At 58.2% G+C, this 25,279-nt stretch carries 22 protein-coding genes; 16 read left to right on the top strand and 6 right to left on the bottom strand.

Translation table 11 applies throughout. The features are described 5' to 3' along the window. The first annotated feature begins 111 nt into the window (after positions 1-111). The 3 genes from JAO32_RS09960 (at position 112) to uvrB (ending at position 5,174) form a co-directional block, all read left to right on the top strand. Positions 112-453 (top strand): PadR family transcriptional regulator, encoded by a 342-nt coding sequence (locus JAO32_RS09960; protein WP_047487992.1) that lies wholly within the window; start codon positions 112-114, stop codon positions 451-453. Further along, entirely contained in the window at positions 450-3,107 is a 2,658-nt protein-coding gene (locus JAO32_RS09955) for an ABC transporter permease (RefSeq protein ID WP_334239828.1), read from the top strand. The genes JAO32_RS09960 and JAO32_RS09955 overlap by 4 nt, the downstream gene beginning before the upstream one ends. 81 nt (positions 3,108-3,188) lie before the next feature. Continuing rightward, positions 3,189-5,174: an excinuclease ABC subunit UvrB gene (uvrB, locus tag JAO32_RS09950; RefSeq protein WP_334239827.1), complete on the top strand. Its 1,986-nt coding sequence runs from the start codon at positions 3,189-3,191 to the stop codon at positions 5,172-5,174. A gap of 20 nt (positions 5,175-5,194) precedes the next feature. Here uvrB and JAO32_RS09945 read toward each other — a convergent pair whose 3' ends face one another. After that, positions 5,195-5,908: an EAL domain-containing protein gene (locus JAO32_RS09945; RefSeq protein ID WP_334239825.1), complete on the bottom strand. Its 714-nt coding sequence runs from the start codon at positions 5,906-5,908 to the stop codon at positions 5,195-5,197. A 309-nt stretch (positions 5,909-6,217) separates the two neighbouring features. Here JAO32_RS09945 and JAO32_RS09940 point away from each other — a divergent pair, with 309 nt between their 5' ends. Both JAO32_RS09940 and JAO32_RS09935 read left to right on the top strand, forming a co-directional pair. Then, entirely contained in the window at positions 6,218-8,401 is a 2,184-nt protein-coding gene (locus JAO32_RS09940) for an NHL domain-containing protein (RefSeq protein WP_334239822.1), read from the top strand. Further along, positions 8,398-8,976: a hypothetical protein gene (locus JAO32_RS09935; RefSeq protein ID WP_334239820.1), complete on the top strand. Its 579-nt coding sequence runs from the start codon at positions 8,398-8,400 to the stop codon at positions 8,974-8,976. Before JAO32_RS09940 ends, JAO32_RS09935 begins: the two co-directional genes overlap by 4 nt. Before the next feature lie 105 nt (positions 8,977-9,081). Here JAO32_RS09935 and JAO32_RS09930 read toward each other — a convergent pair whose 3' ends face one another. Beyond that, on the bottom strand, positions 9,082-10,512 hold the full coding sequence (locus JAO32_RS09930; RefSeq protein WP_334239818.1) for a glutamine synthetase family protein: 1,431 nt from the start codon (positions 10,510-10,512) through the stop codon (positions 9,082-9,084). 312 nt (positions 10,513-10,824) lie between these two features. Here JAO32_RS09930 and JAO32_RS09925 point away from each other — a divergent pair, with 312 nt between their 5' ends. The 8 genes from JAO32_RS09925 (at position 10,825) to JAO32_RS09890 (ending at position 17,294) form a co-directional block, all read left to right on the top strand. Then, positions 10,825-11,388 carry a pyruvoyl-dependent arginine decarboxylase gene (locus JAO32_RS09925; RefSeq protein WP_232296297.1) on the top strand — a complete coding sequence of 188 codons (564 nt, stop codon included), beginning with the start codon at positions 10,825-10,827 and terminating at the stop codon, positions 11,386-11,388. A gap of 330 nt (positions 11,389-11,718) precedes the next feature. After that, positions 11,719-12,765 carry a threonine aldolase family protein gene (locus JAO32_RS09920; protein WP_334239814.1) on the top strand — a complete coding sequence of 349 codons (1,047 nt, stop codon included), beginning with the start codon at positions 11,719-11,721 and terminating at the stop codon, positions 12,763-12,765. A 221-nt stretch (positions 12,766-12,986) separates the two neighbouring features. Further along, on the top strand, positions 12,987-13,898 hold the full coding sequence (locus tag JAO32_RS09915; RefSeq protein WP_334239812.1) for a carbon-nitrogen hydrolase: 912 nt from the start codon (positions 12,987-12,989) through the stop codon (positions 13,896-13,898). Between the two features lie 93 nt (positions 13,899-13,991). Further along, positions 13,992-15,041, top strand: coding sequence for an agmatine deiminase family protein (locus tag JAO32_RS09910; RefSeq protein ID WP_334239809.1), 1,050 nt, complete (start codon positions 13,992-13,994; stop codon positions 15,039-15,041). A gap of 123 nt (positions 15,042-15,164) precedes the next feature. Further along, complete coding sequence (locus tag JAO32_RS09905) at positions 15,165-15,752, top strand: cytochrome P460 family protein (RefSeq protein WP_334239808.1); 588 nt, start codon at positions 15,165-15,167, stop codon at positions 15,750-15,752. Positions 15,753-15,764: 12 nt separating this feature from the next. Then, positions 15,765-16,211: a tRNA adenosine(34) deaminase TadA gene (gene tadA, locus JAO32_RS09900; RefSeq protein WP_334239806.1), complete on the top strand. Its 447-nt coding sequence runs from the start codon at positions 15,765-15,767 to the stop codon at positions 16,209-16,211. Between the two features lie 22 nt (positions 16,212-16,233). Beyond that, a complete protein-coding gene (locus JAO32_RS09895; protein ID WP_334239804.1) occupies positions 16,234-17,010 on the top strand; it encodes a glucose 1-dehydrogenase in 777 nt (258 codons plus the stop codon). Between the two features lie 23 nt (positions 17,011-17,033). Continuing rightward, a complete protein-coding gene (locus JAO32_RS09890) occupies positions 17,034-17,294 on the top strand; it encodes a glutaredoxin family protein (RefSeq protein ID WP_334239802.1) in 261 nt (86 codons plus the stop codon). Positions 17,295-17,341: 47 nt separating this feature from the next. Here JAO32_RS09890 and JAO32_RS09885 read toward each other — a convergent pair whose 3' ends face one another. Both JAO32_RS09885 and JAO32_RS09880 read right to left on the bottom strand, forming a co-directional pair. Continuing rightward, positions 17,342-19,066, bottom strand: a complete 1,725-nt coding sequence (locus JAO32_RS09885) for a chloride channel protein (RefSeq protein ID WP_334239800.1) — start codon at positions 19,064-19,066, stop codon at positions 17,342-17,344. After that, positions 19,063-20,154 (bottom strand): tetratricopeptide repeat protein, encoded by a 1,092-nt coding sequence (locus JAO32_RS09880; RefSeq protein ID WP_334239798.1) that lies wholly within the window; start codon positions 20,152-20,154, stop codon positions 19,063-19,065. Before JAO32_RS09880 ends, JAO32_RS09885 begins: the two co-directional genes overlap by 4 nt. Before the next feature lie 170 nt (positions 20,155-20,324). Between JAO32_RS09880 and purB the strand changes: the two genes are divergently transcribed. After that, positions 20,325-21,638: an adenylosuccinate lyase gene (gene purB, locus JAO32_RS09875; RefSeq protein WP_334239934.1), complete on the top strand. Its 1,314-nt coding sequence runs from the start codon at positions 20,325-20,327 to the stop codon at positions 21,636-21,638. 94 nt (positions 21,639-21,732) lie between these two features. Continuing rightward, complete coding sequence (locus tag JAO32_RS09870) at positions 21,733-22,314, top strand: YkgJ family cysteine cluster protein (RefSeq protein ID WP_334239795.1); 582 nt, start codon at positions 21,733-21,735, stop codon at positions 22,312-22,314. Between the two features lie 11 nt (positions 22,315-22,325). Here the strand turns inward: JAO32_RS09870 and JAO32_RS09865 are convergent, their stop codons facing one another. Together JAO32_RS09865 and JAO32_RS09860 are read right to left on the bottom strand one after the other, a co-directional pair. Beyond that, the gene (locus JAO32_RS09865; RefSeq protein WP_334239793.1) at positions 22,326-23,387 is read right to left on the bottom strand and encodes a linear amide C-N hydrolase; all 1,062 of its coding nucleotides are present in this window, start codon (positions 23,385-23,387) and stop codon (positions 22,326-22,328) included. Positions 23,388-23,464: 77 nt separating this feature from the next. Further along, the gene (locus JAO32_RS09860) at positions 23,465-24,520 is read right to left on the bottom strand and encodes a hypothetical protein (RefSeq protein WP_334239792.1); all 1,056 of its coding nucleotides are present in this window, start codon (positions 24,518-24,520) and stop codon (positions 23,465-23,467) included. A 128-nt stretch (positions 24,521-24,648) separates the two neighbouring features. On the opposite strand from JAO32_RS09860, the gene JAO32_RS09855 reads away from it, so the two are divergent. Beyond that, positions 24,649-25,278, top strand: a complete 630-nt coding sequence (locus tag JAO32_RS09855; protein WP_334239790.1) for a UbiX family flavin prenyltransferase — start codon at positions 24,649-24,651, stop codon at positions 25,276-25,278. Position 25,279 lies beyond the last annotated feature (1 nt).

Below are 25,279 nucleotides of genomic sequence, written 5' to 3'. Positions count from 1 at the left end.
ACAGCTCTCAGGAACGGCGCACGGGCAAGAATCCCCTTGCCAAAGGCGCGCCGCAGTGTTCTATTGGATAACCATAGGAACACCTATGGGTTTCCTATAGGAGATATCGACGTGAGCGAACGCGCGGATGTGTGGCAAGGAACCCTGAGCCTGATGGTGCTGAAAACCCTGCAAAGCATGGGGGCACAGCACGGTTATGGCATCGCGCGTCGCATCGAGCAAACCAGTGGCGACCTCCTCGCGCTCAACTACGGCACGCTCTATCCCGCACTCGTGAAGCTGGAACAGGAAGGGTACATCGCCGCGGAGTGGGGCAACTCTGACAACAATCGCCGCGCCAAGTTTTACTCTCTAACGCGCGCAGGTCACCGCCGCCTTGCCACGGAGACAAAGAGCTGGCAGCAGACCAGCGAAATCATGGCCCGCTTCCTGGCGCTGGAGGCTGCAAAATGATCGCCGCTCTGCGTGCCTTCTTCATCCGACTGCGCGGCCTCTGGACAGCTCCGTCTAATGAGTCCGGCATGCGGGAAGAACTGGCCCACGACCTTGCCCTGATGACAGAAGACGGTGAACGCCGCGGTCTTTCCCATGAAGAAGCACGCCGCCAGGCGCTATTGCAATTAGGAGGACTGGAACAAACCATGCAATCCGTTCGCGATCGTCGCACACTTCCCTCCATTGAAGAATTTCTCCAGGACCTCCGCTTCGCCCTTCGCCAACTTCGCCGCAAGCCCGGCTTCACTCTAACGGCCATCTTCACGCTCGCACTCGGCTTCGGAGCCAGCATCGCCATATTCGCCTTTGTCGACGCCGCCATGATCAAGCCGCTACCCTACCGCGATCCGCAGCGCCTTGCATGGGTTACAGAAACCGTCGAAATCATGGGCCCCGCCAACCTCTCCTGGCAGGACTATCAGGACTGGAACCAGCAGGCAAAGAGCTTCGAGTCCTTTGCAGTGTGGCGCTATGCGGGCTATCAGATGCGCATCGGCGAAGGTCTCGTATTCCAGCCAGCCATCCGCGTCAGCGCCAATTTCCTGTCCACTTTGGGGCTCCATCCTGCCGCAGGCCGCGACTTCGTCTCCTCGGACAATCTGCCGGGAGCTGGCAAGGTCATCATGATCAGCTACGATCTGTGGCGCGACAGCTTTCACAAAGATCCGGCGGTAGTAAACCGCGCCATTGAAATGAGCGGCGATAAGTACACCGTCATCGGTGTTCTTCCAGAGAACTTCCAGTTCGCCCCACGTGGACGTCTGCAACTCATCACAGCCATCTCCCCTAAAACTGGCGACTGTGAAGCTCGTCGCAGTTGCCACTCTCTCAATGGTGTGGCGCGTCTTCGTCCCGGCATCACCTTCCAGCAGGCAGATGCTGACGTCAAAGCCATCGCCAACCGCCTGATGCAGCAGTATCCTGACTCCAACCGCGGTCAGGGTGGCATCGCCATGCCACTTACAGAGCAGATCGTTCGTAATATCCGCCCCGTCTTCTACGTATTGCTCTCCGCAGCACTACTGCTGTGTTTCATCGCATGTGTAAACGTTGCAAGCCTGCTGCTCGCACGCTCAGAAAGCCGTCGCCGCGAGTTCGCATTACGGACCGCTCTCGGTGCCACACGCCGACGCATGTTCCGGCAGTTCGCAACGGAAAGCATCACACTCGTTCTTACCGGGGCTGCCACAGGACTTGTGCTCGCAGTCGCAAGCGTGCGTTCCATCATGCTTCTTGTACCGAAGAACATGCGTGACCAGATGCCGTTCTTCGACGCGGTTTCCATCAATCGCGACACTCTACTCTTCTCGCTTGCTGTAGCAATAGGGGCCGTCCTGCTCTTTACGCTCATGCCGGCAGTCCGCATCTCGTGGAACGCATTGCAACGTGCCATTGCAGAAGGCAGCGCAGGTACAGGCTCCGGCAGCCTCAGCTGGAATCGCGTGGGCTCGCTGCTTGTGATCGCAGAGGTTGCTGTGGCAGTCGTACTCCTCGCAGGCGCGGGCTTACTCTCACGTAGCCTTGCGAACCTGCTCCGCACGGACCTCAACCTCAATCCGGATCATCTCGTAACGGTCGTTGTAACTGGCACCACAAAGAAATACGAAAGCGATCCTGCCGTCTACGCCATGCAACACGCGGTCGTTGAAAAGCTACGTGCCATCCCCGGCGTAACCTCCGTTGGTTTCGGAAACTCGCTGCCTGTCAGCTTCAATGGCAACACCGAATGGATTCGCTTTCCGGATCGTCCCTATGACGGAAAACATATCGAAATCAACGAACGCAACGCCTCTGCCACATATTTTCAGGCGCTCGGCACACCATTGCTCAAAGGTCGCTACATCTCCGAACAGGACACAGCGGACAAACCTCTCGTGTCAGTCGTGAACCGCGTCTTCGCAGAAAAGTATTTTCCCGGCCAGAACCCCATTGGTAAGACATACGGCAACACTACGCTTGATCCCAAATCGATGAAGACCATCGTTGGCGTGGTTGAAAATCTGCATGAAGGCTCGCTCGATGATCCCATCTGGCCAGCAGCGTATGACTCGGCATATCAAAACACTGACCAGACAGCTCTTGTCATTCGCGTCGCATCAGGAGAGTCCGCTGTCATTGCGGCAATCCCAAAGGTCGTACACTCCATCGACCCTGACCTCAACATGAGCGATGTGATGACCATGCGCGACCGCATCGACAGTTCACAAAGCGCCACACTCCATCGCGGCGCGGCATGGCTGTCTGGCGCATTCGCCATCGCTGCGCTGCTGCTATGCGCTGTTGGACTCTATGGAGTCATCAGCTACTCCGTCTCTCTGCGCACCCGCGAAATCGGTGTCCGCATGGCCCTCGGCGCACGTCGCGAATCCATCTACGCGATGGTGCTGCGTGAAGCCGGACGCCTAAGCCTCACCGGCATCATCAGCGGCCTGTTGCTCGCAGTCCTCGCCGCCTCACTCCTGAAGTCCGTTCTCTTCGGCGTCTCCGGCTGGGATCCGCTCACCCTCGGTGCGGCCTGCGTCGTACTTGGCTTTGCATCTTTCCTGGCCAGCGCCCTACCCGCGCGCAAGGCAGCAACAGCCAATCCCATGGAGGCGCTCCGCACGGAATAAACACCGCATACGCCGCAGAAAGTCCATCCGTCCAGCAATCCGTCTTCACCGCAAAAGGCGAAGAAAAGGTAAACTAAACGAATGGACTTTCAGCTCGCGACGGAGTACAAACCACAGGGCGATCAGCCTACCGCGATCGCCGAACTCACACAGGGATTGCGTGACGGCGAGAAGCATCAGGTTCTCCTTGGCGTCACCGGCAGCGGCAAGACCTTCACTATGGCGAAGGTCATTGAAGCTTCCAATCGGCCCGCGCTTGTCCTCGCGCACAACAAAACACTCGCCGCGCAGCTCTATCACGAGTTCAAACAGTTCTTCCCCAACAACGCGGTCGAATACTTCGTCAGCTACTACGACTACTACCAGCCCGAAGCCTACATCCCCAGCGGCGACCTCTACATCGAGAAGGAAGCCACCATCAATGATGAGTTGGACAAACTGCGCCTGAGCGCAACGCGTTCCCTCTTCGAACGTCGCGACTGCATCATCGTTTCGTCCGTCTCCTGCATCTATGGCCTCGGCTCGCCGGAAGCCTATTACGGCATGTTGATGCTGCTGGAAAAGGGCCAGAAGATTCGTCGCGAAGACATCACGCGCCGTCTCGTTGAAATCCTTTACGAGCGCAATGAAGGTGACTTCCGCCGCGGCACCTTCCGCGTGCGCGGCGACATCATCGAGGTCTATCCCACCTACGACGAACTCGCCTACCGCATTGAACTCTTCGGCGACGAGATCGATTCCCTCTCACAGATCGATCCGCTCTTCGGCACCGTCAAGCAGAAGTACGCCCGCCTCCCCATCTATCCGAAGTCGCATTACGTCGTGCAGCCTGAACGCAAGTCGGCCGCCATCGACTCCATCGTGCGCGAACTCACAGACTGGGAAGCACAGCTTGAAAAAGAAGGCCGCATGGTCGAGGCGCAACGCATCCATCAGCGCACCCGCTTCGACCTCGAGATGATCAAGTCCGTCGGCTACTGCCACGGCATTGAGAACTACTCGCGCCACTTCAGCGGACGGCTTCCCGGCGAACCGCCACCAACGCTCTTTGATTACTTCCCGCGCGACTTCATGATCTTCATCGACGAGTCGCACGTCACCGTCCCGCAGCTTCATGGCATGTGGCATGGCGACCGCTCGCGCAAGGGCAACCTCGTCGACTACGGCTTCCGTCTACCCTCTGCGATGGATAACCGCCCGCTCACCTTCGATGAATTTGAGAACCGCACTGGCCAGATCATCTACGTCAGCGCGACACCCGGCCCCTACGAACTCACCAAGGCAGCAGGTGTCATTACCGAACAAATCATCCGTCCCACCGGTCTCGTCGATCCACCCGTAGAAATCCGCCCCATCAAGGGCCAGATCGACGACCTCCTGGCAGAGATTCGCGACCGCGTCAGCAAGAACGAACGTGTTTTGGTAACAACACTCACGAAACGCATGGCCGAAGATCTCAGCGGTTACTACACCGAAGTCGGCGTGAAGTGCCGTTACATGCACTCGGAAATCGAAACACTCGAACGCGTGAAACTCCTGCGTGACTTGCGCAAGGGTGAATACGACGTCCTCATCGGCATCAACCTTCTCCGCGAAGGGCTCGACCTGCCGGAAGTATCGCTGGTCGCGATCCTCGATGCGGACAAGGAAGGCTTCCTCCGCTCGCAGGGATCGCTCATCCAGACCATCGGTCGCGCCGCGCGCCATCTCAACGGACGCGCCATCCTCTACGCCGACAACATGACAGACAGCATGCGCCGCGCGCTCGACGAAACCAATCGTCGACGCGAAAAGCAGCTCGCCTACAACGAAGAACACGGCATCATTCCGCAGTCCGTCGCACGTCCCATCGGCGAAGCTCTCGTCGGCATCGCTGAAGCCGACTACGTCGACGTCACCACGGACGCATCTGTGCAGGACTTCGCATCGCAACAGGAATTGGACAAGCACATCGCCAGTCTGGAAACCGAGATGCGCGAAGCCGCAAAGAACTTTGAATTTGAAAAGGCTGCGAAGCTGCGCGACACCATCAAGGAACTGCGCACAAAGGAATTTTTCTTCGCTTAGAACGGAGTTGCAGATCGCCTCTAGCCGATCTGCAACTCCGGCAATTCAAACTGGATGGTGGGAAGCGACTCAAACGCAGGCCGGGCAAAGTAATAGCCCTGCTGATAGACCACGCCCATATCGCGAAGGCGCATCGCCTGATCGTACCGCTCCACGCCCTCAGCAATGGTGACGATGCCCAGTTCAAAACAGGCCTGCACGATCGCCTTCACAATCACCTGCGAAGTGCGATCCTCATCCATCGCATGCACCAGCGCCATATCCAGCTTGATCAGATCAGGCTTCAAACGCGAAAGCAGCTTGAGGCCGGAATAACCCGCGCCAAAATCATCCATCGCCACCTTCACGCCATACTCACGATACTCATCAATGATGGGCTTCAGTTTCGCCAGGTCCCAGATTTCTTCATCTTCCACCAGCTCCAGCACCAGCCGTTCCAGCGGAAATCCCATCTCGGTGGCTTCCTCGCATGTACGTCGAAGATCGCTGGCCTCATTCACAGCAGCATTCGGGTTCACATTCACGCAAAGGCGTGTGGAACCGGTCGTAAGGAATCCGCAACGAATCGCCTCAGACATCGCTTTGGATCGGCATGCGCGGTCAAAGGTATGAAAGTGTTCGGTGGGCACACGCGAAAGAACACTGTGCGCAGACTCGCCGCTCTCGGAGCGCACAAGCGATTCGTAACCGTAAACGCCGCCGCTGGCGACATTCACGATTGGCTGAAACGCCATAGAAAACTTTGGTATGCCTCCGCGTACACGACCGGAGTGGGATGCAGATCGCAATCTGCGTTCTTGTTCACGCACCCAGTATTGGTACTCCAACTCCTGCATACTCCTGACTGGCCTCTCTCAAAGTGAGTATCAGTAATTCCCTTAGACCAGCTCACACCTTGAATCACCATACATTCCCGTTCTGGGAAATTTGGCGAACTACAAAGCTGATAGTAAGGCTACCCCCAAAGGTGGGTCTTCACTATGTACCAAAGGTGTTAGTACCTCCTTCGAGACACTTGAAAACTGCGATAATCTCCTGAATCCATGAAGCTCAGATCTCTCGTGGCCTCCGCAGTCCGTGGCCACATCCGCATTACAGTGTCCCGTGTCTCCCGATTTTCGCGGCACATATTGGCACTTGTTCTGCTCTTCATGGCGTCCATCGCACCTTCCCAAACACGCCTGATCCTGAATTCCGGCAACGCCGTAACCACTTTGAGCGGCAGCGGTCGCAATGGCACAACCAGCGCCGGGGATGCCCTGGCGACGCGGCTAGGAGCCCCGCGCACGGTGGTCTATGATGCCGCGGGCAATCTATTCGTTGTTGATAGTCGAAACAACATAGTCACCCGGATTACCCCATCGGGCCAACTATCTGTTGTTGCAGGAACGGGGCGCGAGGGCTACGACGGAGACGGTGGCGCTGCCACCAAAGCTCTGCTCAACCGTCTCATGTCCATCGCCCTCCAGCCCGATGGAACACTCTTCATTGCAGATACGGGTAATCACTGCATCCGTCGCGTCGCCCCCGACGGAACCATCACCACCGTAGCGGGTATTGGAAAACCCGGAGATTCCGGTGACGGAAGCCCTTCCCAAAATGCCAGACTACGCAATCCCTCCGGTCTGGCAATCGATTCCGACAACACCCTCCTCATAGCCGACACCGGCAATCACCGCATCCGCCGCCTCACCTCAAACGGAACCATCGTCGCCGTTGCTGGCACAGGAAAAGAAGGTGACTCCGGCGATGGAGGACCAGCCACAAGTGCCACATTCCGCAGGCCCACAGCCCTGCTCGTACTGAAAGATCGCAGCATCCTCATCGCCGACACCGATGCCCGCCGCCTCCGCGTCCTGTCACCAGACGGCACCATCCGCCCCTACGGCAGCACAAGTTTTCGCAGCCCTGAAGGAATGACCCTCGACGCCTCAGGCAGCATCGTCATCGCCGATGCGCAACTCCAACAAGTTCTGCAAACCGCATCGGCAGGAAGCAATGCCCTGGCCGGGAACGGCAAACAAGGCACGTTGGCAACCGGTGCCCTCAACACACCCTCCTCGGTTGCAACAGATGCCAGCGGAGGCATCGCCATCAGCGACCGCGGCAACCACCAGGTGCAACATCTCGCATTGTCCGCATTGGACTTCGGCAGCATTCCCATTGGGCAGACTTCAGCAGCGCAGACACTGCAACTGCAAAATACCGCGGACACCCCGCTCTCCATCACATCCATAGCACTGTCGCCCGCATTTTCCATCACCTCAAACGGAAACTGCGGCACACTTCCCTTCACGCTCGCCGCAAAGGCACAGTGCTCTCTCCAACTTGCCTTCACACCGCAAACCAACGGAACCGCGCAGACCATCGGACTGATCCAATCCGCCTCCGCGCCACCGTCCATGTTGCGGCTCACCGGCATCGGAGTATCGGGGACAAACCTCGCGACGTCACGTATCTCGCTGGTCAGCGACGGCTCCATCAGCTATTCCGGAGCGCCCATCAAGTTCACCGCCACCGTGGCAGGTTCGCTGCTAACGCCGCCCACCGGTAACGTGGTCTTCCAGGACGGCACAAACAACATCGCCACCGTCCCCCTCACGACAGGCATCGCCACGCTCTCCACAGCAGCATTCACTGCCGGCACACACACAGTCCGAGCCATCTACAGCGGCGACAGCGCATACGCCACCAGCACCTCCACATCCATCACGCAGACAGTCGTCGCAGCGCCAGACTTTTCGATCACGACTTCTGCAACTAGCTACAGCGGCAGCGCCAACAACTCCGTCACCGTGCCCATCACACTGCTCCCGGTGAATGGCACATTGAATCACCCAACCACGCTCACCATCAGCGGACTTCCCAGTGGAGCCACCGCGACCTTCACGCCATCCACATTCACTCTCGGTGGCGATCCGGTCGCTGTATCTCTTCTGATCAAAATCCCTGCAACGCTCGCGAGCCAGCAATCGCACACCTGCGTTCTACTTGCAGCATTGCTTCTACTCGGCATCCTCCCCGTGAAACGAAAGTGCCGCCCCGTCTTCCTGCTACTCTTCTGCACATTCACGCTGCAAGGATGCGGCGGTTTCCGCACCACCTCCAGCACCAGCACCGCAAACAACACGCACCGCTACAACTGCACCATCACCGCCACCACCACAGGCGTCGTGGGCGACACGCTCACACACTCCGTCCCCGTAGAACTGGATCTCACGCAATGAAGTTCGTCGTCTCATTCCTTGCTATCGCATTGTCATGCACCACAGCACACGCACAAATGCAGGACAACTCTCTGCAAGTGGGCCTGCGCTACTCTGCCACGGCTGCCAACGCCCCACCGGGAAGCTGCGGATGCTTCTTCCTGCAAGGAGGCGCCATCGAAGCCTCTATCCCCGCCCTGCCGCATCTCCTCGCGGTAGTGGAAGCAGGTGGCAGCACCGTCGCCCGCGTTCCCGCAAGTACACGCGGACTCAGCGAAATCACGCTACTCGCAGGCCCACGCTATACGGTGCCCATCCATCGTATCCATCTCAACGCACAGGCACTCTTCGGTGCAGTGCGCGGCTTCGACAGCGACTTCATAATCACCACCAACACGCACACAGACACATCAACAAATCTCGCGATGGCCTTCGGCGGAAGCGTTGATCTGCCCCTGAGCCACGCAATCCTTCTGCGTCCGCTACAGGTCGACTACCTGCAAACCAATCTCCCCAACGGCGTCGATGATCGCCAGCGCAACATCCGTTTCGGAGCAGGCGTAATCTTCCGCATCCACCTACCCTCCAACCGCTGAACCCAACCCAATCCACAAAAGCAGAAAGCCCGGCGCGAGGCCGGGCTCCTGAGCTTTCAGTTGTAGCAACAAACACGTGCGAAGCACGTCGAAGTACCGAAGTGCCTAGAACTGGCCCCAGAGGAGCTGGTTGTAGACCTCGTGGTGGAACTGTACTTCGCTTCCCTTCACGACAGTGCCCAGAAGACGCGGGCAACGATCTGCCGAAGCCTTCTTCAACTCAGCAAAGCGCTCCTTCACATCCGCACCCAGCATGCTTGTGATCCACTCCGATCCCTGGAAGTTCTCGATCGCGGTGTAGATGTTGTCCGGCAGGTAACGAGCAGCCTGACGCAGGTTTTCAATGTTGCCAATCTGTCCATCGAGACCCGTCTTGAAGACCGAGTACAGCACGCCGTACGGGTTCGCATCCGGACCAACCGAACGCACTTCAACACGAGCAGACTTCTCGTTGCCGATGGGGATACGAACCATCGAACCACGGTCAGTAGCCGAAGCCTTGATCTGGTTCGGAGCTTCGAAGTGCGGATCGAGGCGGCGATATGCATTCACTGACGAGTTCAGCAGCAGGCAGATGTCATTGCCGTGCGTCAGAATCTTGTCGATGAAGCTCCATGCCAGATCCGACATGTTCTCTTCACCGGCCTTGTCGAAGAAGAGGTTCTTCTTGTCCTTGGTGATGGAAACGTTGGTGTGCATGCCGCTGCCATTCACGCCGGTAACCGGCTTGGGCAGGAACGATGCGGTCATACCCATCTGCGTGGCCACCTGGCGGCAGATCAGCTTGTACAGCTGGATCTGGTCAGCAGCAGAAACCACATCACCATAGGTGTAGTTAATTTCGAACTGCGACGGAGCCACTTCGGGGTGGTCCTTTTCGTTTTCGAAGCCCATCGCGCGCTGTACTTCCGCAGCAGTGTCAATGAACTCACGCAGCGGATCGCCTGGCAGCGAGTGGTAGTAGCCGCCTGCGTTCACGTACTCAAACGAGCCGGTCTTGTGGTAGCTGCGCTCCGCATCCACGCCTTCAAACAGGAAGCCTTCCACTTCGTTCGCAGCGTTCAGCGTGTAGCCCTTCTCGTCATACATCTTGTTGGCATACTGCTTCAGGATGCCGCGAAGATCGGCAGCGTACGGTGCGCCGTTCTTATCGATGACTTCGCCGAAGACCATGACCTTACCGGTGCCGAAGACATCCGACGGCGTCCAGTAGAAGGCGTTCCAGTCCAGACCAAGGCGAAGATCGGATTCCTTCTGAGCCGTGAAGCCACGGATCGAGGAGCCGTCAAAGGTCAGGTTGTCATAGCTGTTGACCAGGAACTTCTTGTCATAGTCCAGCATGTGCAGGCGGCCTTCCAGGTCGCTGAACAGCACAGTGACGGCCTTAATGCCCTTCGTGTCCGTCAGGTACTTCAGACGCTCTTCCTGAATCTTGTCGATTGCCACGCGCTTCTTGCGCTGGTCCTTAGCTGCCAGGTTAAGGTCTTCGAGTTCTGCATACGACAGTTCGAGAAAATCGCGGTAGTTGCCGGACATACGACTCCTTAAGTCTCCCCCAGGCTGGCTATGCCATTACCCTGGTAGGTCTTCGCTACAGATGTGGTGTGAAAAGGCGGTGAATCACCGATTCTTAAGTTAGCAGAAATCCGTGGTAACCCCCTATAGAAGATTGACGTTCTGGACCACGAAAAAATAGGTCGTCTTGCGCGAATGTAAATATTTGCAATTCCCGTAATTCTCACGGGGCGAACGCCCACGACAGGGCTTCAACATGTGATAATTTCATTTGGGCTTCTGCTTATAGGCAGCAGCTTTTGAATCAGTCTGGAGGCTACGACTACATTGGGCATGAACATGGTTCCGAAGCGCATCTTCTTCACGAAGGGCGTAGGAAAGCACAAGGAACGACTCACCTCGTTCGAGATGGCGCTGCGCGACGCCGGCATCGCGGCACAGAATCTGGTGCGTGTGTCGTCCATCTTCCCGCCCAAGTGCAAGTTGATCACCCGCAAGGAAGGTTTGAAGTACCTGAACCCCGGCGAGGTCGTCTTTGCAGTGGTCGCGGAAAACAGCACGCGTGAAGCACACCGTCTCTGCGTGTCGTCCATCGGCGTGGCTATCCCCACCGATCGCAACACCTACGGCTACCTCTCCGAGCACCACAGCTTCGGCGAGACCGAAGATCAGGCTGGTGACTACGCAGAAGAGCTGGCAGCGGAAATGCTCGCCACCACACTCGACGTGGACTTCGATCCCGACAAGAGCTGGGACGAGAAGAAGGAAATCTACCGCATCTCCAACAAGATCGTTCGCACGGCAAACGTGACGCAGTCCGCCGTAGGCGACAAGAAGGGCCTGTGGACCACCACCATCGCCGCCGCCATCCTCATCATGGATGACGAGGAGAAGTAGCGCTCCGCAGTAACTGGAATCTGCAAAGAGCGCTGGCAATGCCAGCGCTCTTTGCATGTAACGCACAAATAAGAATCGTCATCCTGAGCGAAGCGCAACAACGGAAGCATCGCTCAAAGAAAACAGCGAAGCTGATACGAACGTAGTTCGTCATCCTGATCGAAACGAAAGGCATCGCTCAAAGAAAACCAGCGAAGCTCATACGAACATAGTTCGTCACACTGAGCGGAGCGCAGCGGAGTCGAAGGACCTGCATTCTTCTCCCCAACGAGGATGCTACGGGGGAAGTCGAATCGCTTCCCCGCAGCCGGAATCCAAAGAGAAGCACACATGAGCCATATCAGCACTGACAATTCGCAACAGTTCGCCAGCGACAACTACTCTGGTATCTGCCCTGAAGCTTTAGCCGCAATGCACGAGGCCAATCACGGCCACGCCACCGCATACGGTGACGACCCCTGGACTGCACGCGCCGCGAACCTCTTCCGCGATCTCTTCGAGACAGACTGTGAAGTCTTCTTTGCCTTCAACGGCACTGCCGCTAATTCCCTTTCGCTCGCCGCTCTCTGCCAGAGCTATCACTCCGTCATCTGCGCCCAGACCGCGCACGTGGAAACCGACGAGTGCGGCGCGCCAGAGTTCTTCTCCAATGGCAGCAAGCTCCTCACCGCACAAACCATCGACGGCAAGATGACGCCCGACGCCATCCGCACACTCGCCACCTCGCGTCAGGACATCCACTTCCCCAAGCCCAAGGCCGTCACCATCACGCAGTCCACAGAAACCGGACGCGTCTACTCGCTCGATGAAATCAAAGCCATCAGCGAAACCTCGCGCGACCTGAAGCTGCATCTCCACATGGACGGCGCACGTTTCGCCAACGCAATGGCGCACGTCGGCTGCACGCCCGCAGAGATGACATGGAAGTCTGGCGTGGAAGTCCTCTGCTTCGGCGGCACGAAAAACGGCATGGCTGTAGGCGAAGCCATTCTTTTCTTCAACCGCAAACTCGCAGAAGACTTTGACTACCGCTGCAAACAGGCAGGCCAGCTCGCCTCCAAGATGCGCTTCCTCTCATCGCCCTGGGTTGGCATGTTGGAAAGCGGCGCATGGAAGCGCAACGGCGAACACGCCAACGCGATGGCGAATCGCCTGCATACCGCCATCAAAGACGTGCCCAACGCCAGCATCATGTTTGACGTGGAAGCCAACGCAGTCTTCCTGATGGCCAGCGAACCGCATCTGCAACAGCTCCGCGAACGCGGCTGGCGCTTCTACACCTTCATCGGCGGCGGCGCACGCTTCATGTTCGCGTGGGACACCGACCCCGCACGCGTCGATCAACTCGCAGCAGACATCCGCGCCATCATGAGCTAAACCGGGTGCCCCACATCTCGCTTCTGAGATGTGGGCATTCGCGCAAAGCGCGAATCAGGCATGTGAAATCACCACCCAACCATCGGCATTTACATGCAATAGAAGTACCGATGCTACAAGCGCCAAAGGGCGACCAGATATTAGCCTGGGCCGAAGGCCCAGGCGACGCAGGACCAGAAACGCCAAGGGCCAAAGGCCCGCCCTAAACGAAGGGAGCACGAATGAAGAAGACCAACGTAGCCCTCATCCAGATGAGCTGCGAGCCCGACACGCAGAAGAATCTCGACAAGGCCGCCGCACGCATCGAAGAAGCCGCAAAGAACGGCGCAGAACTCATCTGCCTGCCAGAACTCTTCCGCGCGCAATACTTCTGCCAGCGCGAGGATCACGCACTCTTCGCCACCGCTGAATCCATCCCCGGCCCATCGACCGAGCGCATCTCGCAAATCGCGAGAGAAAACAAGGTCGTCGTCATCGCATCGCTCTTTGAGCGCCGCGCACCGGGCCTGTATCACAACACCGCTGTCACCATCGAGCGCGACGGTCAAATCGCCGACGTCTACCGCAAGATGCACATCCCCGACGACCCGCTCTACTACGAGAAGTTTTACTTCACACCGGGCGACCTAGGCTTCCGCGCACTCGAATCCACCGCGGGCAACATCGGAACGCTCGTCTGCTGGGACCAGTGGTACCCCGAAGGCGCACGCGTAACCGCACTCAAGGGCGCGGAGATTCTCTTCTACCCCACCGCCATCGGCTGGCACCCCAGCGAGAAGGAAGAGTTCGGCGAAGCCCAGTACGACGCATGGCAGACCACGCAACGCGCCCACGCTATCAGCAACGGCGTCTGGGTATGCGCAGTGAACCGCGTAGGCCATGAGCAGGGTGACGTCATCCATAACGGCGTGAACATGCCCGGCCCCGAAGGCGCAGGCCTCGAGTTCTGGGGCGGCAGCTTCATCGCCGATCCCTTCGGACGCATCATCGCCAAGGCATCGCACAGCGAAGAAGAAATCCTATACGCCACACTCGACCCCGCACTCGTCGAAATCACTCGCCAACACTGGCCCTTCCTACGCGACCGCCGCATCGACGCCTACGAAGGCATCACCAAGCGCTTCCTGCTATAGCCACAAAACGCACGGGTGGTCATAGCCCCCTTTGCGTACATTGCGCAAACTTAGCGAACTTTGCGTTCGCTCTTGCCTTTAAGGATCTTCAAAATGCCCGAAACACCAAACAGCCTCGGCTACCGCATGCCCGCAGAGTGGGACGCACACACCTCCACCTGGATCGCATGGCCGCACAACGCCGAAGACTGGCCCGGCAAGTTCCAGCCCATCCCTTGGGTCTACTCCGAGATCGTCAAGAACCTCTCGCAGGTAGAAGACGTGAACATTCTCGTCAACGACGAGCGCGCTCAGAAGGTCGCCACACGCATCCTCACCCGCGCCGGTGCCAACCTCGCCCGCATCCATTTCCATCTTTGGAAGACGGACCGCATCTGGCTACGCGACAGCGGCCCCATCTTCGTTAAGAAAGCTAACGAAGTAGCCATCACCAATTGGAAGTTCAACGCCTGGGCCAAGTACCCCAACTGGCACAACGACGACCTCATCCCCTCGCACGTCGCAAAGCACTACGCGATGCGTGCGTTCGAACCCATGATCGGTGATCATCGCGTCGTCTTGGAAGGTGGCTCCATCGACGTCAACGGCGCTGGCGCATTGCTGACCACGGAAGAGTGCCTGCTCAGCGAAGTCCAACAGCGCAACCCCGGCATCAGCAAGCAGCAGCTTGAAACCTGCTTCCACGACTACCTCGGCATCGACCAGGTCCTCTGGCTCAACCGCGGCTGCGCCGGTGACGACACGCACGGCCACGTCGACGACATCGCGCGCTTCACCGCCGTCGACACCATCGTCGCCGCCACCGAGCACAACACCACTGACGAAAACCACTTGCCGCTCGCGGAGAACCTCGATCGTCTGCGCAGCTTCCGTCAGCCCAACGGCAAGCCGTACAACGTCATCGAACTGCCCATGCCCGCACCGGTCATCTTCGACGGCGAACGCCTGCCCGCCAGCTACGCCAACTTCTACATCGCGAACAACCTCGTACTCGTCCCCACCTTCAACGACGCCAACGACCGCATCGCGCTCAACATCCTCGCCGACCAGTTCCCCACTCGCCAAATCGTCGGCATCCACTGCGGCGACTTCATCTGGGGACTCGGCGCTCTCCACTGCATGACGCAGCAGGAACCCGCATAAACAGAACACCAAAACGAAATGAAGCGCTCGCAGACAAACCATCGCGAGCGCTTCATTCGTTTTAGGCACCACTGCATGTAAGCTGAAATTGTCCTCGCCAATCCAGCTGTTCCGGAGATCATCATGCACAAGGTGTTCCTGACCGCAGCATCGTTTCTGTGCACCTTCATCGTCGCGGCGCACACCGTAGACGCCGCGCTACAACCGGAAAATTCCATCCCCGTTCCCGCCAACTATCGCGAATGGATCTACATGACCAGCGGCATCGACATGACATACGCCGCGCCCGGTGCAGTAGGACTGACGCAGGAACACCACTCCGTCTTTGATAACGTCTTCGTCAATCCCGAAGCATGGGCATCCTTCAAGCAAACCGGCCACTGGCCTGACGGCACAACGTTTGTTCTTGAGAACCGCACCGCAGAAGAAAACATCTCCATCAACAAGGGTGGCCACACGCAAAGCAGCGAAGTCAGCGGCCTCGAAATCCATCAGAAGCGCGGCAACGAATGGTCTTTCTACGTGCGCGGTAAAGACGGCGCAGAACATCTCGTTCCCAAGCCCGCAAGCTGCTACACATGCCATGAATCGCACGGCGCAGTCGACACCACTTTCGCGCAGTTCTACCCCACCGCTCTCCCCATCGCGAAAGCAAAGAACACTCTCAGCGACGCCTACCGCACTGAGCTAACACCTGCCGCAACCAAGTAAACTCAGGTGTAGATGACCGATATCGAAGCCATGCACGAAGCCATCGCCGAAGCGCACGCCGCAGAAGCAGAAGGCGAAGTGCCCGTAGGAGCCATCATTCTTCTTGATGGCGAAGTCATTGGCCGAGGCAATAACCGCGTCATCCGCGACAACGATCCCACGGCCCACGCCGAAATCGTCGCCATGCGCAACGCGGCGCACCACCTGCACAACTACCGCCTCACCGGCTGCACGCTCGTCGTCACGCTCGAACCCTGCGCCATGTGCGCCGGAGCCATTCTCCACGCACGCTTCGGCCGCCTCGTCTACGCCGCAGCCGATCCCAAGGCAGGCGCATGCGGCAGTGTGCTGGAAGTAATGAATCATCCGCGATTGAATCATCGCGTGGAAGTCATCCCCGGCGTTCTCGCGGAAGACTGCAGCGCCATGCTCACCAACTTTTTTCGCGCTCGCCGATAGCCTTCCCTGCATCCAACCTCGCATGAGCGAAGGCAAACTCGCAGGCAAAGTAGCACTCGTTACCGGCTCGTCATCCGGCATTGGTCAGGGTATCGCTATCCGTCTCGCAAAAGACGGTGCAGACATCATCGTCAACTACTCTGGCAATCCCGCAGGCGCAGACGCCACAAAGCAGCAGATCGAAGCGCTCGGTCGCAAAGCCATCAGCGTGAAGGCCGACCTGTCCAAAGTCGCTGACTGCCAATCGCTCGTGCAATCGGGCATCGATGCCTTCGGCAAAATCGACATCCTCATCAACAACGCAGGCGTTGAAAAAGGATCAGAATTTGTCGATGTCACGGAAGCCGACTACGACTTCGTGCTCAACGTGAACCTCAAAGGCCTCTTCTTCACAACGCAAGCCTTCGTAAAGAATCTGCTCTCCAGGAACATGCCTGGCCGCATCATCAACATCTCTTCCGTGCATGAAGATATGGTCTTCCCGCACTTCGCCACCTACTGCGCAGCCAAGGGCGGCGTACGCATGCTCATGCGCGACCTCGCCGTGGAACTCGGTCCAAAGAGCATTACCGTCAACAACATAGCGCCCGGCGCCATCATCACTCCCATCAACCAGTCACTGCTCAACGACAAGCCAAAACTCAACGCTCTGCTGCAGAACATCCCCTTGGGTCGCATGGGCACAGTCGACGATGTCTCAGCTCTAGCGGCCTTTCTCGCCAGCGACGAAGCAGCGTACGTCACCGGCTCCACCTACTTCGTGGACGGCGGCCTCATCCGCAACTACCACGAGCAATAGCGGCAAAGGAGTAAACTAAAAGCATGGATCTGAAGGTTTACACCGCTGACTGGTGCCGCGATTGCTTTGTCGCCAAGCGCTTTCTGACGCAGCACAACATCCCCTACACCGAAGTCAACATTGAAACGACTCCAGGCGCTGTTGATGATCTTCTTCAGAATGTAGGCAAGAAGGCCATCCCGCAGTTCGTCATCGACGGCAAGTGGGTACAGCCGTACCGCCCCGGCCAGGGCTTCCTCTTCGATGAGATGTCCACCCTGCTCGGCGTGCAGCAACCGGGATAAGCTTCACAATCAAGACAGCAGAACGCCCTGCATCAGCAGGGCGTTTCTCATTTCTGATACCGATCCAGCACGTCCTGTAGCGTCAGCACGCCTTCCACCACACCACGCATCGCACGATTGGACACGGGCAACAGCGGCCAGTTCTTGAAGTAAGGCAACGCATGCGCCAACGGCTGATCCGGGAACAGCATCGGCGTTCTGCGCGAAGCAACGCTCTGCTCCAGTGTCCTGTCACCGTTGTCCTGCGCCTTCTGCAACAGCTCCTTCATCTCTGCCTGTCGCGCCGCATACCATCCATCACCACAACGAATCAGCACAACAGGGGCAGCGGCAATCCCCCCGTTCAACTCCTTCAACATCTCGCCGCCATTCAACACCGGTACATCCGCAGGTCGCAGCGCATCCTCCACGCGCAGCTCCGTATCTTCGCGTTCTTCTTCCAGAGAAGGCAGATACAAACCATCCTGATGCGTAAACACCTCAAGAATCGGCACCGGCTGCAGCGAACGCGAAATGATGTACGCAATCGTGTTCGACACAATAACCGGCAACACAATCGTGTAGTTGCCGCTCATCTCCATGATCATGAACACGCTGGTCAGCGGCGCGCGAATAAACGCGGCAAAGAACACGCCCATACCCACCAGCGCATACGATCCCACTGATCCCGTAAGCGACGGAAAGAAGTGATGCTCAAACGTTCCCACCGCAGAGCCCAGCATCGCGCCGATGAACAAAGCTGGCGCAAACAATCCACCTGGCGCACCCGATGAAAATGAGAACGTAGTTGTCAGCAGCTTGATCCCTGCCAGCAGCAACAGAAAGCCAACCGTATACTCCGCGTGCATGGCGGCATCCATCGTGCCGTAGCCCACGCCCAGCACCTGTGGCACACCGAGATACGCAATCGCTCCCACAAACAAACCAGCAATCGCTGGCGCAAACACCTGTCGATTCGCAGGCAGGCTACGCAAACGAGGCCGCAGATATTCCAGCGCGCGTGTCAGCGCAAGGGATGCGAATCCGCCGATCACGCCCAACACCGCGTACGCCATCAACTCGCGCGGATCGCGCAGATTCACATTGGGAATGCGGAACATCGCCTGCGATCCCCAGAACCACCGCGCCACCACGACCGCAGAAACAGCGGACAAAACAATGGACCCAAGAATCGCCGCAGTCCACTGCCCAATCACCTCTTCAATCACAAACAGCACGGCAGTAATCGGCGCATTAAACGCCGCCGCCAGACCTGCTGCGGCACCCACCGGCCCAAACAGCCGCATGCGTTCGCGCGACAGCCCCACATAACGCCCAATGCGCGAAGCCACACCCGCACCCAGATGCAGCGACGGATCTTCTGGTCCCAGTGACTGTCCCGATCCAATCGATAACGCGGCCAGCAGAAACTTGCCGATCATCGTCTTCGTGGAGATGTAGCCGTTATGGATGTAAAGAGCAGCCTTCGTCTGGTTCACGCCGGATCCGCGCACTTCCGGAAAGACGAATCGCGTCATCAGGCCCAGCACCACGCCCACCACCGCGGGCACAATCAGTAGCCGCAACTGGTGCGGTGCTGGCGCCGATCCCTGCAGCAGCACCGTCAGCCACTCAATGGCCATGCGGAACGAAACCACCAGCAAGCCGGAGATCACGCCAATGAAAATACTCAACAGCAGGAACAGCCGCTCCTCACGCTTCGGAGCGTGTTCCACCTGCTGATCCGCCGCGTCTTCCATTCCCTTCGAAACCACCGCTGTTTGCGCGCTCATGACTGACCTCCGAACTGCGTCGCCGGATGGTCAGCCAGGTACAGCAACAACGCGTCATCACCCGTAGGCGCGCCGCATACATCTGCCGCACTCCGCTCTGTGTTGAAAATCAAGAGTCGATACTGGTCCTGCAAATCGTCATCATGCCGCAACTCTGCACGATTCTTCGCCGTATCCAGCGCCTTCCATTGCGTCTGCAACTGCATCATGTCAGCCTGCCCCGCATGTTTCGCAAGACATCCATCCACCCGCGCCATCGCAATCCGCGACGCCTCCCGCAGATGATCTGCACGCACCTGTGAAGGCACATTATGCGACAGTGCCAGCGCCTGCAGTCGCTCTGCGTTCTCCTGCATGGCACTCATCCGCTGTTTCTGTTCCGCCGTCCACAATGACTTACGCAAAGCCCGCGTCAACTCCTCGGCCGAGCACGCATAGTCACCCTGCGCATAGCAAAGCTCGCCAAGCTTCGCCTGCGCCGTCGCACCCAATACCTTGTCATCGCTTACGCTGCGATAGGCTGTCGCAGCATCTTTCGGAGCACCCGCTGCCTCCAGCGCCTCACCAATCCGAAGCTGCGATGTCGCATCCGGATTATTCCCCGCTGCAATCAACAACTCCGCGCGCGCCGCTTGGCCCTGCCCCAGTTCCACCAGGTAGCTCGACAACTCAAGACGGATATCCCGCCGTCGCGCTGGCCCATCTCCGCCCCATGTACCGAATACGGCTGCCCGGTAATACTGAATCGCGTCAAACGGTTTTTTCTGTTGCCGCGCCAACCGGGCAAGCTCCAGGTTGATGCCGCCATCTCCCGGCTGCGCCTGCCACAAATTCAGAAAGTAGTTCTCTGCCTCATCCACACGCCCGCTCGCGGCCAGCGCACGCGCCAGGGCAAGCTGATTTTCGCGAACATCCGGGCGAAACCCAAGGGACGTCCGCAGGGCAGTCACGGCCTCTTTCGATTTTCCCGCCGCCAGCGCCTGCTGACCGCGCTCGGCCCAGCGCACAGCCAGTTCTTCTCGATGCGCCTCAAAACTGCGAAACAGCAGCGTCGTCACACCGCTCATCGCCAGCGTTACCAAGGTCAAGGTCAGAAATCTAAGGCCATCCCGCAGCATCAGGCGTCGGCGAGCTGCCTTCACCTGCGACGGTAAAGGTGCCACTTCGACATCGCGACTTCGTGCGTCCATTAAACTTAATGGTAGCGCGCATGCAGCCCGCGCTTATCCCGGCCACCACGCCAAAGAGGTACGTTCCCTTGATCGATCGCTATACACGCCCCGCCATGCGCCAGCTCTGGTCCGACGAATCGAAGTTCCGTGCATGGCTTGAAGTTGAAGCGACCGCAAGCGAAGTCCTCGCCGACGCAGGCATCGTCCCGCAGGAAGCAGCCAAGGCCATCCGCTCTAAGGGCGACTTCGACATCGCACGCATCCAGGAGATCGAACTCCAGACCCGCCACGACGTCATCGCCTTCACCACCGCCGTCGCAGAAAAGGTCGGCCCCGAATCGCGCTGGCTGCACTTCGGCCTCACCTCCACCGACGTCGTAGACACCGCGCAGGCCCTCCTGCTCAAGAAGGCATCCGCAACCATCCTTGAAGGTCTGCATGCACTATCGGCTGTCCTCAAGCGCCGCGCCATTGAATTCGCACTCACGCCCTGCATCGGCCGCACCCACGGCGTCCACGCCGAACCCACCACCTTCGGCCTCAAGCTGCTCCTCTGGTACACCGAGTGCCAGCGCAACATCGCCCGTTTCACCGCCGCCGCGGAAGACATGCGCGTGGGCAAACTCTCCGGCGCGGTCGGCAGCTACGGCACCGTCACCCCCGCATTGGAAGAAGAAATCTGCAAACGCCTCGGCCTCAAAGCCGCCGAAGTCAGCACGCAGGTTCTCCAGCGCGATCGCCACGCTGCATACATCGGCGCACTCTCCATCATCGCGTCCTCGCTCGACAAAATCGGCACCGAAATCCGCCACCTCCAGCGCACCGAAGTTCGCGAAGCGGAAGAGTTCTTCAGCGAAAAGCAGAAGGGCTCCAGCGCCATGCCGCACAAGCGCAACCCCATCACCTGCGAGAACATCTGCGGTCTTGCCCGTGTGATGCGCGCAAACTCTCAAGTAGCACTTGAAGATGTCGCCCTGTGGCACGAGCGCGACATCTCGCACTCCTCCGCCGAGCGCGTCATCCTGCCTGACACTACTACGCTCGCTGACTACCTGCTCAGCAAGGCCACCAACCTCATCGACAAGCTCATGGTCTACCCCGAGCGCATGTTGAAGAACCTGAACCTCACCGGCGGCCTCGTCTTCTCCGGCCAGCTCCTGCTCGATCTCGCAGAAGCCGGCATGCTCCGCGAAGACGCCTACAAGACGGTCCAGACCTTAGCCATGAAGGCATGGAAAGAAGACCTCGTCTTCAAGGAACTAGTAGCAGCCGATCCGCAGATCACCAGCCTGCTACCGCCCGAACGTATCGCCCGTGCCTTTGATGTCAACCGCCGCCTCGGCAACGTCCCCGCCATCTTCGAACGAGTCTTCGGAGAAGGCGTTTTGTCACACAAGTAAGAGCAGTAGCTCACAATCGTCATCCTGAGCGAAGCGCAGCGCAGTCGAGACCTGCATTTCTCTCCCTCACTTCAACGCCTCAGGGAAGGCAAAAATGCTCCCACCAGACGACACCCAACTCATCCAGCTCATGGACGCCGCACTCGCAGACGCAACCCGTCGTAGCGGCCCATGGCTGGCCTGTCGTCCGGGATGCAGCCAGTGCTGCACCGGCGTATTCCGCATCGGCCCGCTCGACACGGAGCGAATCCGCGAAGGCTTCCGCATCGCCGAACCGGACAAGCAGCAGCGCATCAAAGAACGAGTCAAGCAATCTATCGCAGATCTGAGCGCAGATTTCCCCGGCGACACCGGGACCGGCATCCTTTACGAAGACGAAGCCTCCCTCGAACAGTTCGAAGACTTCGCCAACGACGCTGTGTGTCCCGTTCTTGACCCCGCCACAGGAACGTGCGATCTCTACGCGCATCGCCCCATGACATGCCGCACCTTCGGTCCGCCAGTCCGTACAGAAGAAGATGGATTCGGCATCTGCGAACTTTGTTTTATCGGCGCCCCAGCGGAAGCGATCGCTGCGGCTGAACTGCATCTCCCAGACCCCGCGCTCGAAGCCACACTCGACGAACAAACCGGCATCACCGGCACCACCATCGTCGCCTTCGCTCTGAAAGATTAAGCGACCGACGTTTAACTCTCCGGCAACCCCATAAACCGGAACGGCTTCGCTTCCTTGAAATCTTTCACGGCATTTCCGGAAAACGTATTCTTCTGATCTTTGCCCAGGTCCAGCTTCATCACCTTACCGGTCTCCTGAGAAAAATCAATATCTTTGAAGTTCATCCAGAAGACATTCGGTGTCAGTGCCGACTCGAAAAAGTAGATCAGCCGCTTCTGATCAGCCACCGTCCGCCAACGCGTTGACGAGATATTCGGCTGATCCGGCGTCGTAATGCCAAACGGTACAGACGCATTGCGAATCACGCTAAAGACACTCGCCAACGCCATGTCCGGATCTTCGCTCTTGGGAATCGCGTTGATATAAAACGAAGCCCTCGCAAAACGGTCCGCAGCGCGGTTCGTTCCCGGCAGCATAGTCGTGCCGCCAATGTCGTTCCAGTAGGAATACAGCGCCAACTGTTCATCGTAGGTCGGCGAGTTCGTCATCACCTGGTACTGCCGGCCATGATGAATCACCTGCTTCCCTTTGACATACTCCACCACCGCGCTATCACCGCTGGGGTCTGACATCGACATGTGCAGGTTGGCAAGCCTCTCTTCACCCGGCACCTGCGCAGTGGCAACCAGCAATGGCTCTTTCTCCATCGCCTCCACCGCCTCAGACACCGTTGCATACTTGTCCAGCATGTATTGCGCCCACAGCGAAATCGCCAGTCCTGGCTTACTTCCATCGAACGCGGGATACTCCGATTCCGCCAACCACAGCAGGTTCACCACCAGCCCTTTTTCATTCATGCCATCGGTGGTTGAAATGTCATATCCGCTGGCGATCACACTGCCATACTTCGATGTCCAATGAAGCGTGCGTGGCCCCGTCGCTCCGTCACGTTTCATACCACGAGCCAGAATCCAGAGGTTGGTCCCAACGTCCACCTTCCAGTCCATGGAACGCGCCGTAATCACCTCATCATTCGCACCGTGATACACCGCGCGCGTACAGGCATCAGCTGAAATCGGTAGCAGCAAAGAGACAGAGAGCAATGCAGAACAAAGTGGACGAAGCAGACGCATGCAACTTTCCTCCAAAGCCTTTCCTGAATCACACGCAACAAACAAACGCAGTATTCAACTTGAAGGCTTGTCGAGGATCAGTTACCGCCGCCCTCTGCCTCAAGCAATGGAATCACGGTGGAACACATCTTCGCTTCGATAAATGGTGGTGGAGTCACCGGCAGTTGAATCCGATCCTCAGCGACGATAATGCCCGGTGGTTGCAACGGCGTTTGCAACTGTGCCATCACAGGTGCACTCTTCGGCATCTTGAAACGCCCGGTGCCAATATACGCGGCCATCAGACTCGCCGCGGTCGTAGGTGAAAAGAACGCTAGTGGCACCATGTATTTCTTGGATCGCACTAACGACTCGCCAATACCATCCACCCTGCGACTGCGCGGAATACTCCCCGGCACCTGCGGTATCTGGAAGGTATGAAACCTCAACTCAGGGTTCTTCTCACCAAACTTTGACACCAGCCGCGCCAGATGCTTCGGTGTCGTCAGCCAGAAGTCTGACATCGCATTCCGTGGAATCGATCCCGGAAACGTGCTGCGCAGAATCGAACGCGCAAAGTCCGCGCAGTTTCGATAGAACAGGTTGAACTGACCACGATTGTGGCTGTCATTCAACCGCGCAATAATGCCCTCATCTTGGTCCCGCGTCGTCTCTAATTCAAACCCATAAATGTGTCGGTCGTAGGACGACCCAATCAACTGGATCCATTCCCCTCTGGGCGTGCTTCCATCTTCTCGGCTCGGTGCCAGGTTCAACAAATGCGCGCGACGATAGCGATCGCGCAACTCCTTCTCCAACTCAATCGTAGCCGTCTGCGGCACGTCTTCAATGTGCTCCACGGCATACAGATACGGAATCAGAGGAATGGCCACCCAGTCATAACCATCCACGCGGTGGTAGCGACTTACCACCACCCCCATTTCGCCTGTATGACATAAGCGCAGCCGCGTCGGCGAATCGGCACAGATATTGTCCAGGTACACAGCTGCATGCCCGGTTGGATTGAATGCCCCAAAAGACCCAAACGGTTCCTCCACCAGCAGGCTGATGCTGGCGTGGGCACAGAGCGGCGCAAAAAGCACAAAGCACAGTGCGGCGGCGAGAAAGTTTGCGGCCTGTCGCATACGCGGCATGGTCATCTCCTTCAAGGCGTCGAGCTATGGGTCTGGCGGCCACCCTGGGGGTGTGGCCCATTCTTAATAACGCAATCCGGAACCACATGTTCCGGTGTTTTTTTTGGCATTCGACGATAATCGAAGGCGTGAGTCCATTTTCTCAAAACCGCGACCTCAGGCGCGCGCGCCTGACAGTTGCTATGACAGGTGCCAGCGGAGCGCTCTTCACGGCGCACCTGCTTCGACTTCTCAACACTGACGACCGCGTAGAAGCCGTTCACTTCATCGCGTCGGACCATGCGTTGCGAGTGGTTACGGAAGAACTTAGCCTCACCGGCGGACGTTCCTCGCTGCTGGAGACACTCCTGGATAGCCCTCCCTCCAGTAAATTCACGGTGTTCCGCAACGACGACATCGCCGCTCCCGTCGCCAGCGGAAGTCATCCCTCGGATGGCATGATCGTGCTGCCTTGCTCCATGGGAACGCTCGCGTCCATTGCCAACGGCATGGCGGCGCGGCTCGTCGATCGCGCTGCGGATGTCACCTTGAAGGAGCAGCGACCGCTGATTCTCTGCGTTCGGGAAACTCCCTTTAACCGCATCCATCTGCGCAATATGATGCTCGCGGCTGAGGCTGGAGCAGTCATCTACCCCGTAATTCCCGCCATGTATTTCCGGCCAACAAGCCTGGATGACGTCGCTCGCCAATATTGTTGTCGCGTATTAGGCCACATCGGCCTTGCGCAACCCTCCGCGTACCGCTGGAAGGAAGACTAGG

Origin of the sequence: Terriglobus sp. ADX1, from assembly GCF_036877645.1 — a bacterium.
GTDB lineage: Bacteria > Acidobacteriota > Terriglobia > Terriglobales > Acidobacteriaceae > Terriglobus.
The sequence above is the reverse complement of the archived record's forward strand: the minus strand, read 5'-3'. Positions and strand labels throughout refer to the sequence as shown.

Bases quoted from the DNA above. Each gene is read 5' to 3' on its own strand.
- JAO32_RS09860 (WP_334239792.1), bottom strand. From the start codon at position 24,520: ATGCCGCGTATGCGACAGGCCGCAAACTTTCTCGCCGCCGCACTGTGC.
- tadA (WP_334239806.1), top strand. From the start codon at position 15,765: ATGACCGATATCGAAGCCATGCACGAAGCCATCGCCGAAGCGCACGCC.
- JAO32_RS09870 (WP_334239795.1), top strand. From the start codon at position 21,733: ATGCTCCCACCAGACGACACCCAACTCATCCAGCTCATGGACGCCGCA.
- JAO32_RS09865 (WP_334239793.1), bottom strand. From the start codon at position 23,387: ATGCGTCTGCTTCGTCCACTTTGTTCTGCATTGCTCTCTGTCTCTTTG.
- JAO32_RS09925 (WP_232296297.1), top strand. From the start codon at position 10,825: ATGAACATGGTTCCGAAGCGCATCTTCTTCACGAAGGGCGTAGGAAAG.
- JAO32_RS09935 (WP_334239820.1), top strand. From the start codon at position 8,398: ATGAAGTTCGTCGTCTCATTCCTTGCTATCGCATTGTCATGCACCACA.
- JAO32_RS09955 (WP_334239828.1), top strand. From the start codon at position 450: ATGATCGCCGCTCTGCGTGCCTTCTTCATCCGACTGCGCGGCCTCTGG.
- JAO32_RS09890 (WP_334239802.1), top strand. From the start codon at position 17,034: ATGGATCTGAAGGTTTACACCGCTGACTGGTGCCGCGATTGCTTTGTC.
- JAO32_RS09930 (WP_334239818.1), bottom strand. From the start codon at position 10,512: ATGTCCGGCAACTACCGCGATTTTCTCGAACTGTCGTATGCAGAACTC.
- JAO32_RS09920 (WP_334239814.1), top strand. From the start codon at position 11,719: ATGAGCCATATCAGCACTGACAATTCGCAACAGTTCGCCAGCGACAAC.
- JAO32_RS09885 (WP_334239800.1), bottom strand. From the start codon at position 19,066: ATGAGCGCGCAAACAGCGGTGGTTTCGAAGGGAATGGAAGACGCGGCG.
- uvrB (WP_334239827.1), top strand. From the start codon at position 3,189: ATGGACTTTCAGCTCGCGACGGAGTACAAACCACAGGGCGATCAGCCT.
- JAO32_RS09940 (WP_334239822.1), top strand. From the start codon at position 6,218: ATGAAGCTCAGATCTCTCGTGGCCTCCGCAGTCCGTGGCCACATCCGC.
- JAO32_RS09915 (WP_334239812.1), top strand. From the start codon at position 12,987: ATGAAGAAGACCAACGTAGCCCTCATCCAGATGAGCTGCGAGCCCGAC.
- JAO32_RS09895 (WP_334239804.1), top strand. From the start codon at position 16,234: ATGAGCGAAGGCAAACTCGCAGGCAAAGTAGCACTCGTTACCGGCTCG.
- JAO32_RS09905 (WP_334239808.1), top strand. From the start codon at position 15,165: ATGCACAAGGTGTTCCTGACCGCAGCATCGTTTCTGTGCACCTTCATC.
- JAO32_RS09910 (WP_334239809.1), top strand. From the start codon at position 13,992: ATGCCCGAAACACCAAACAGCCTCGGCTACCGCATGCCCGCAGAGTGG.
- JAO32_RS09945 (WP_334239825.1), bottom strand. From the start codon at position 5,908: ATGGCGTTTCAGCCAATCGTGAATGTCGCCAGCGGCGGCGTTTACGGT.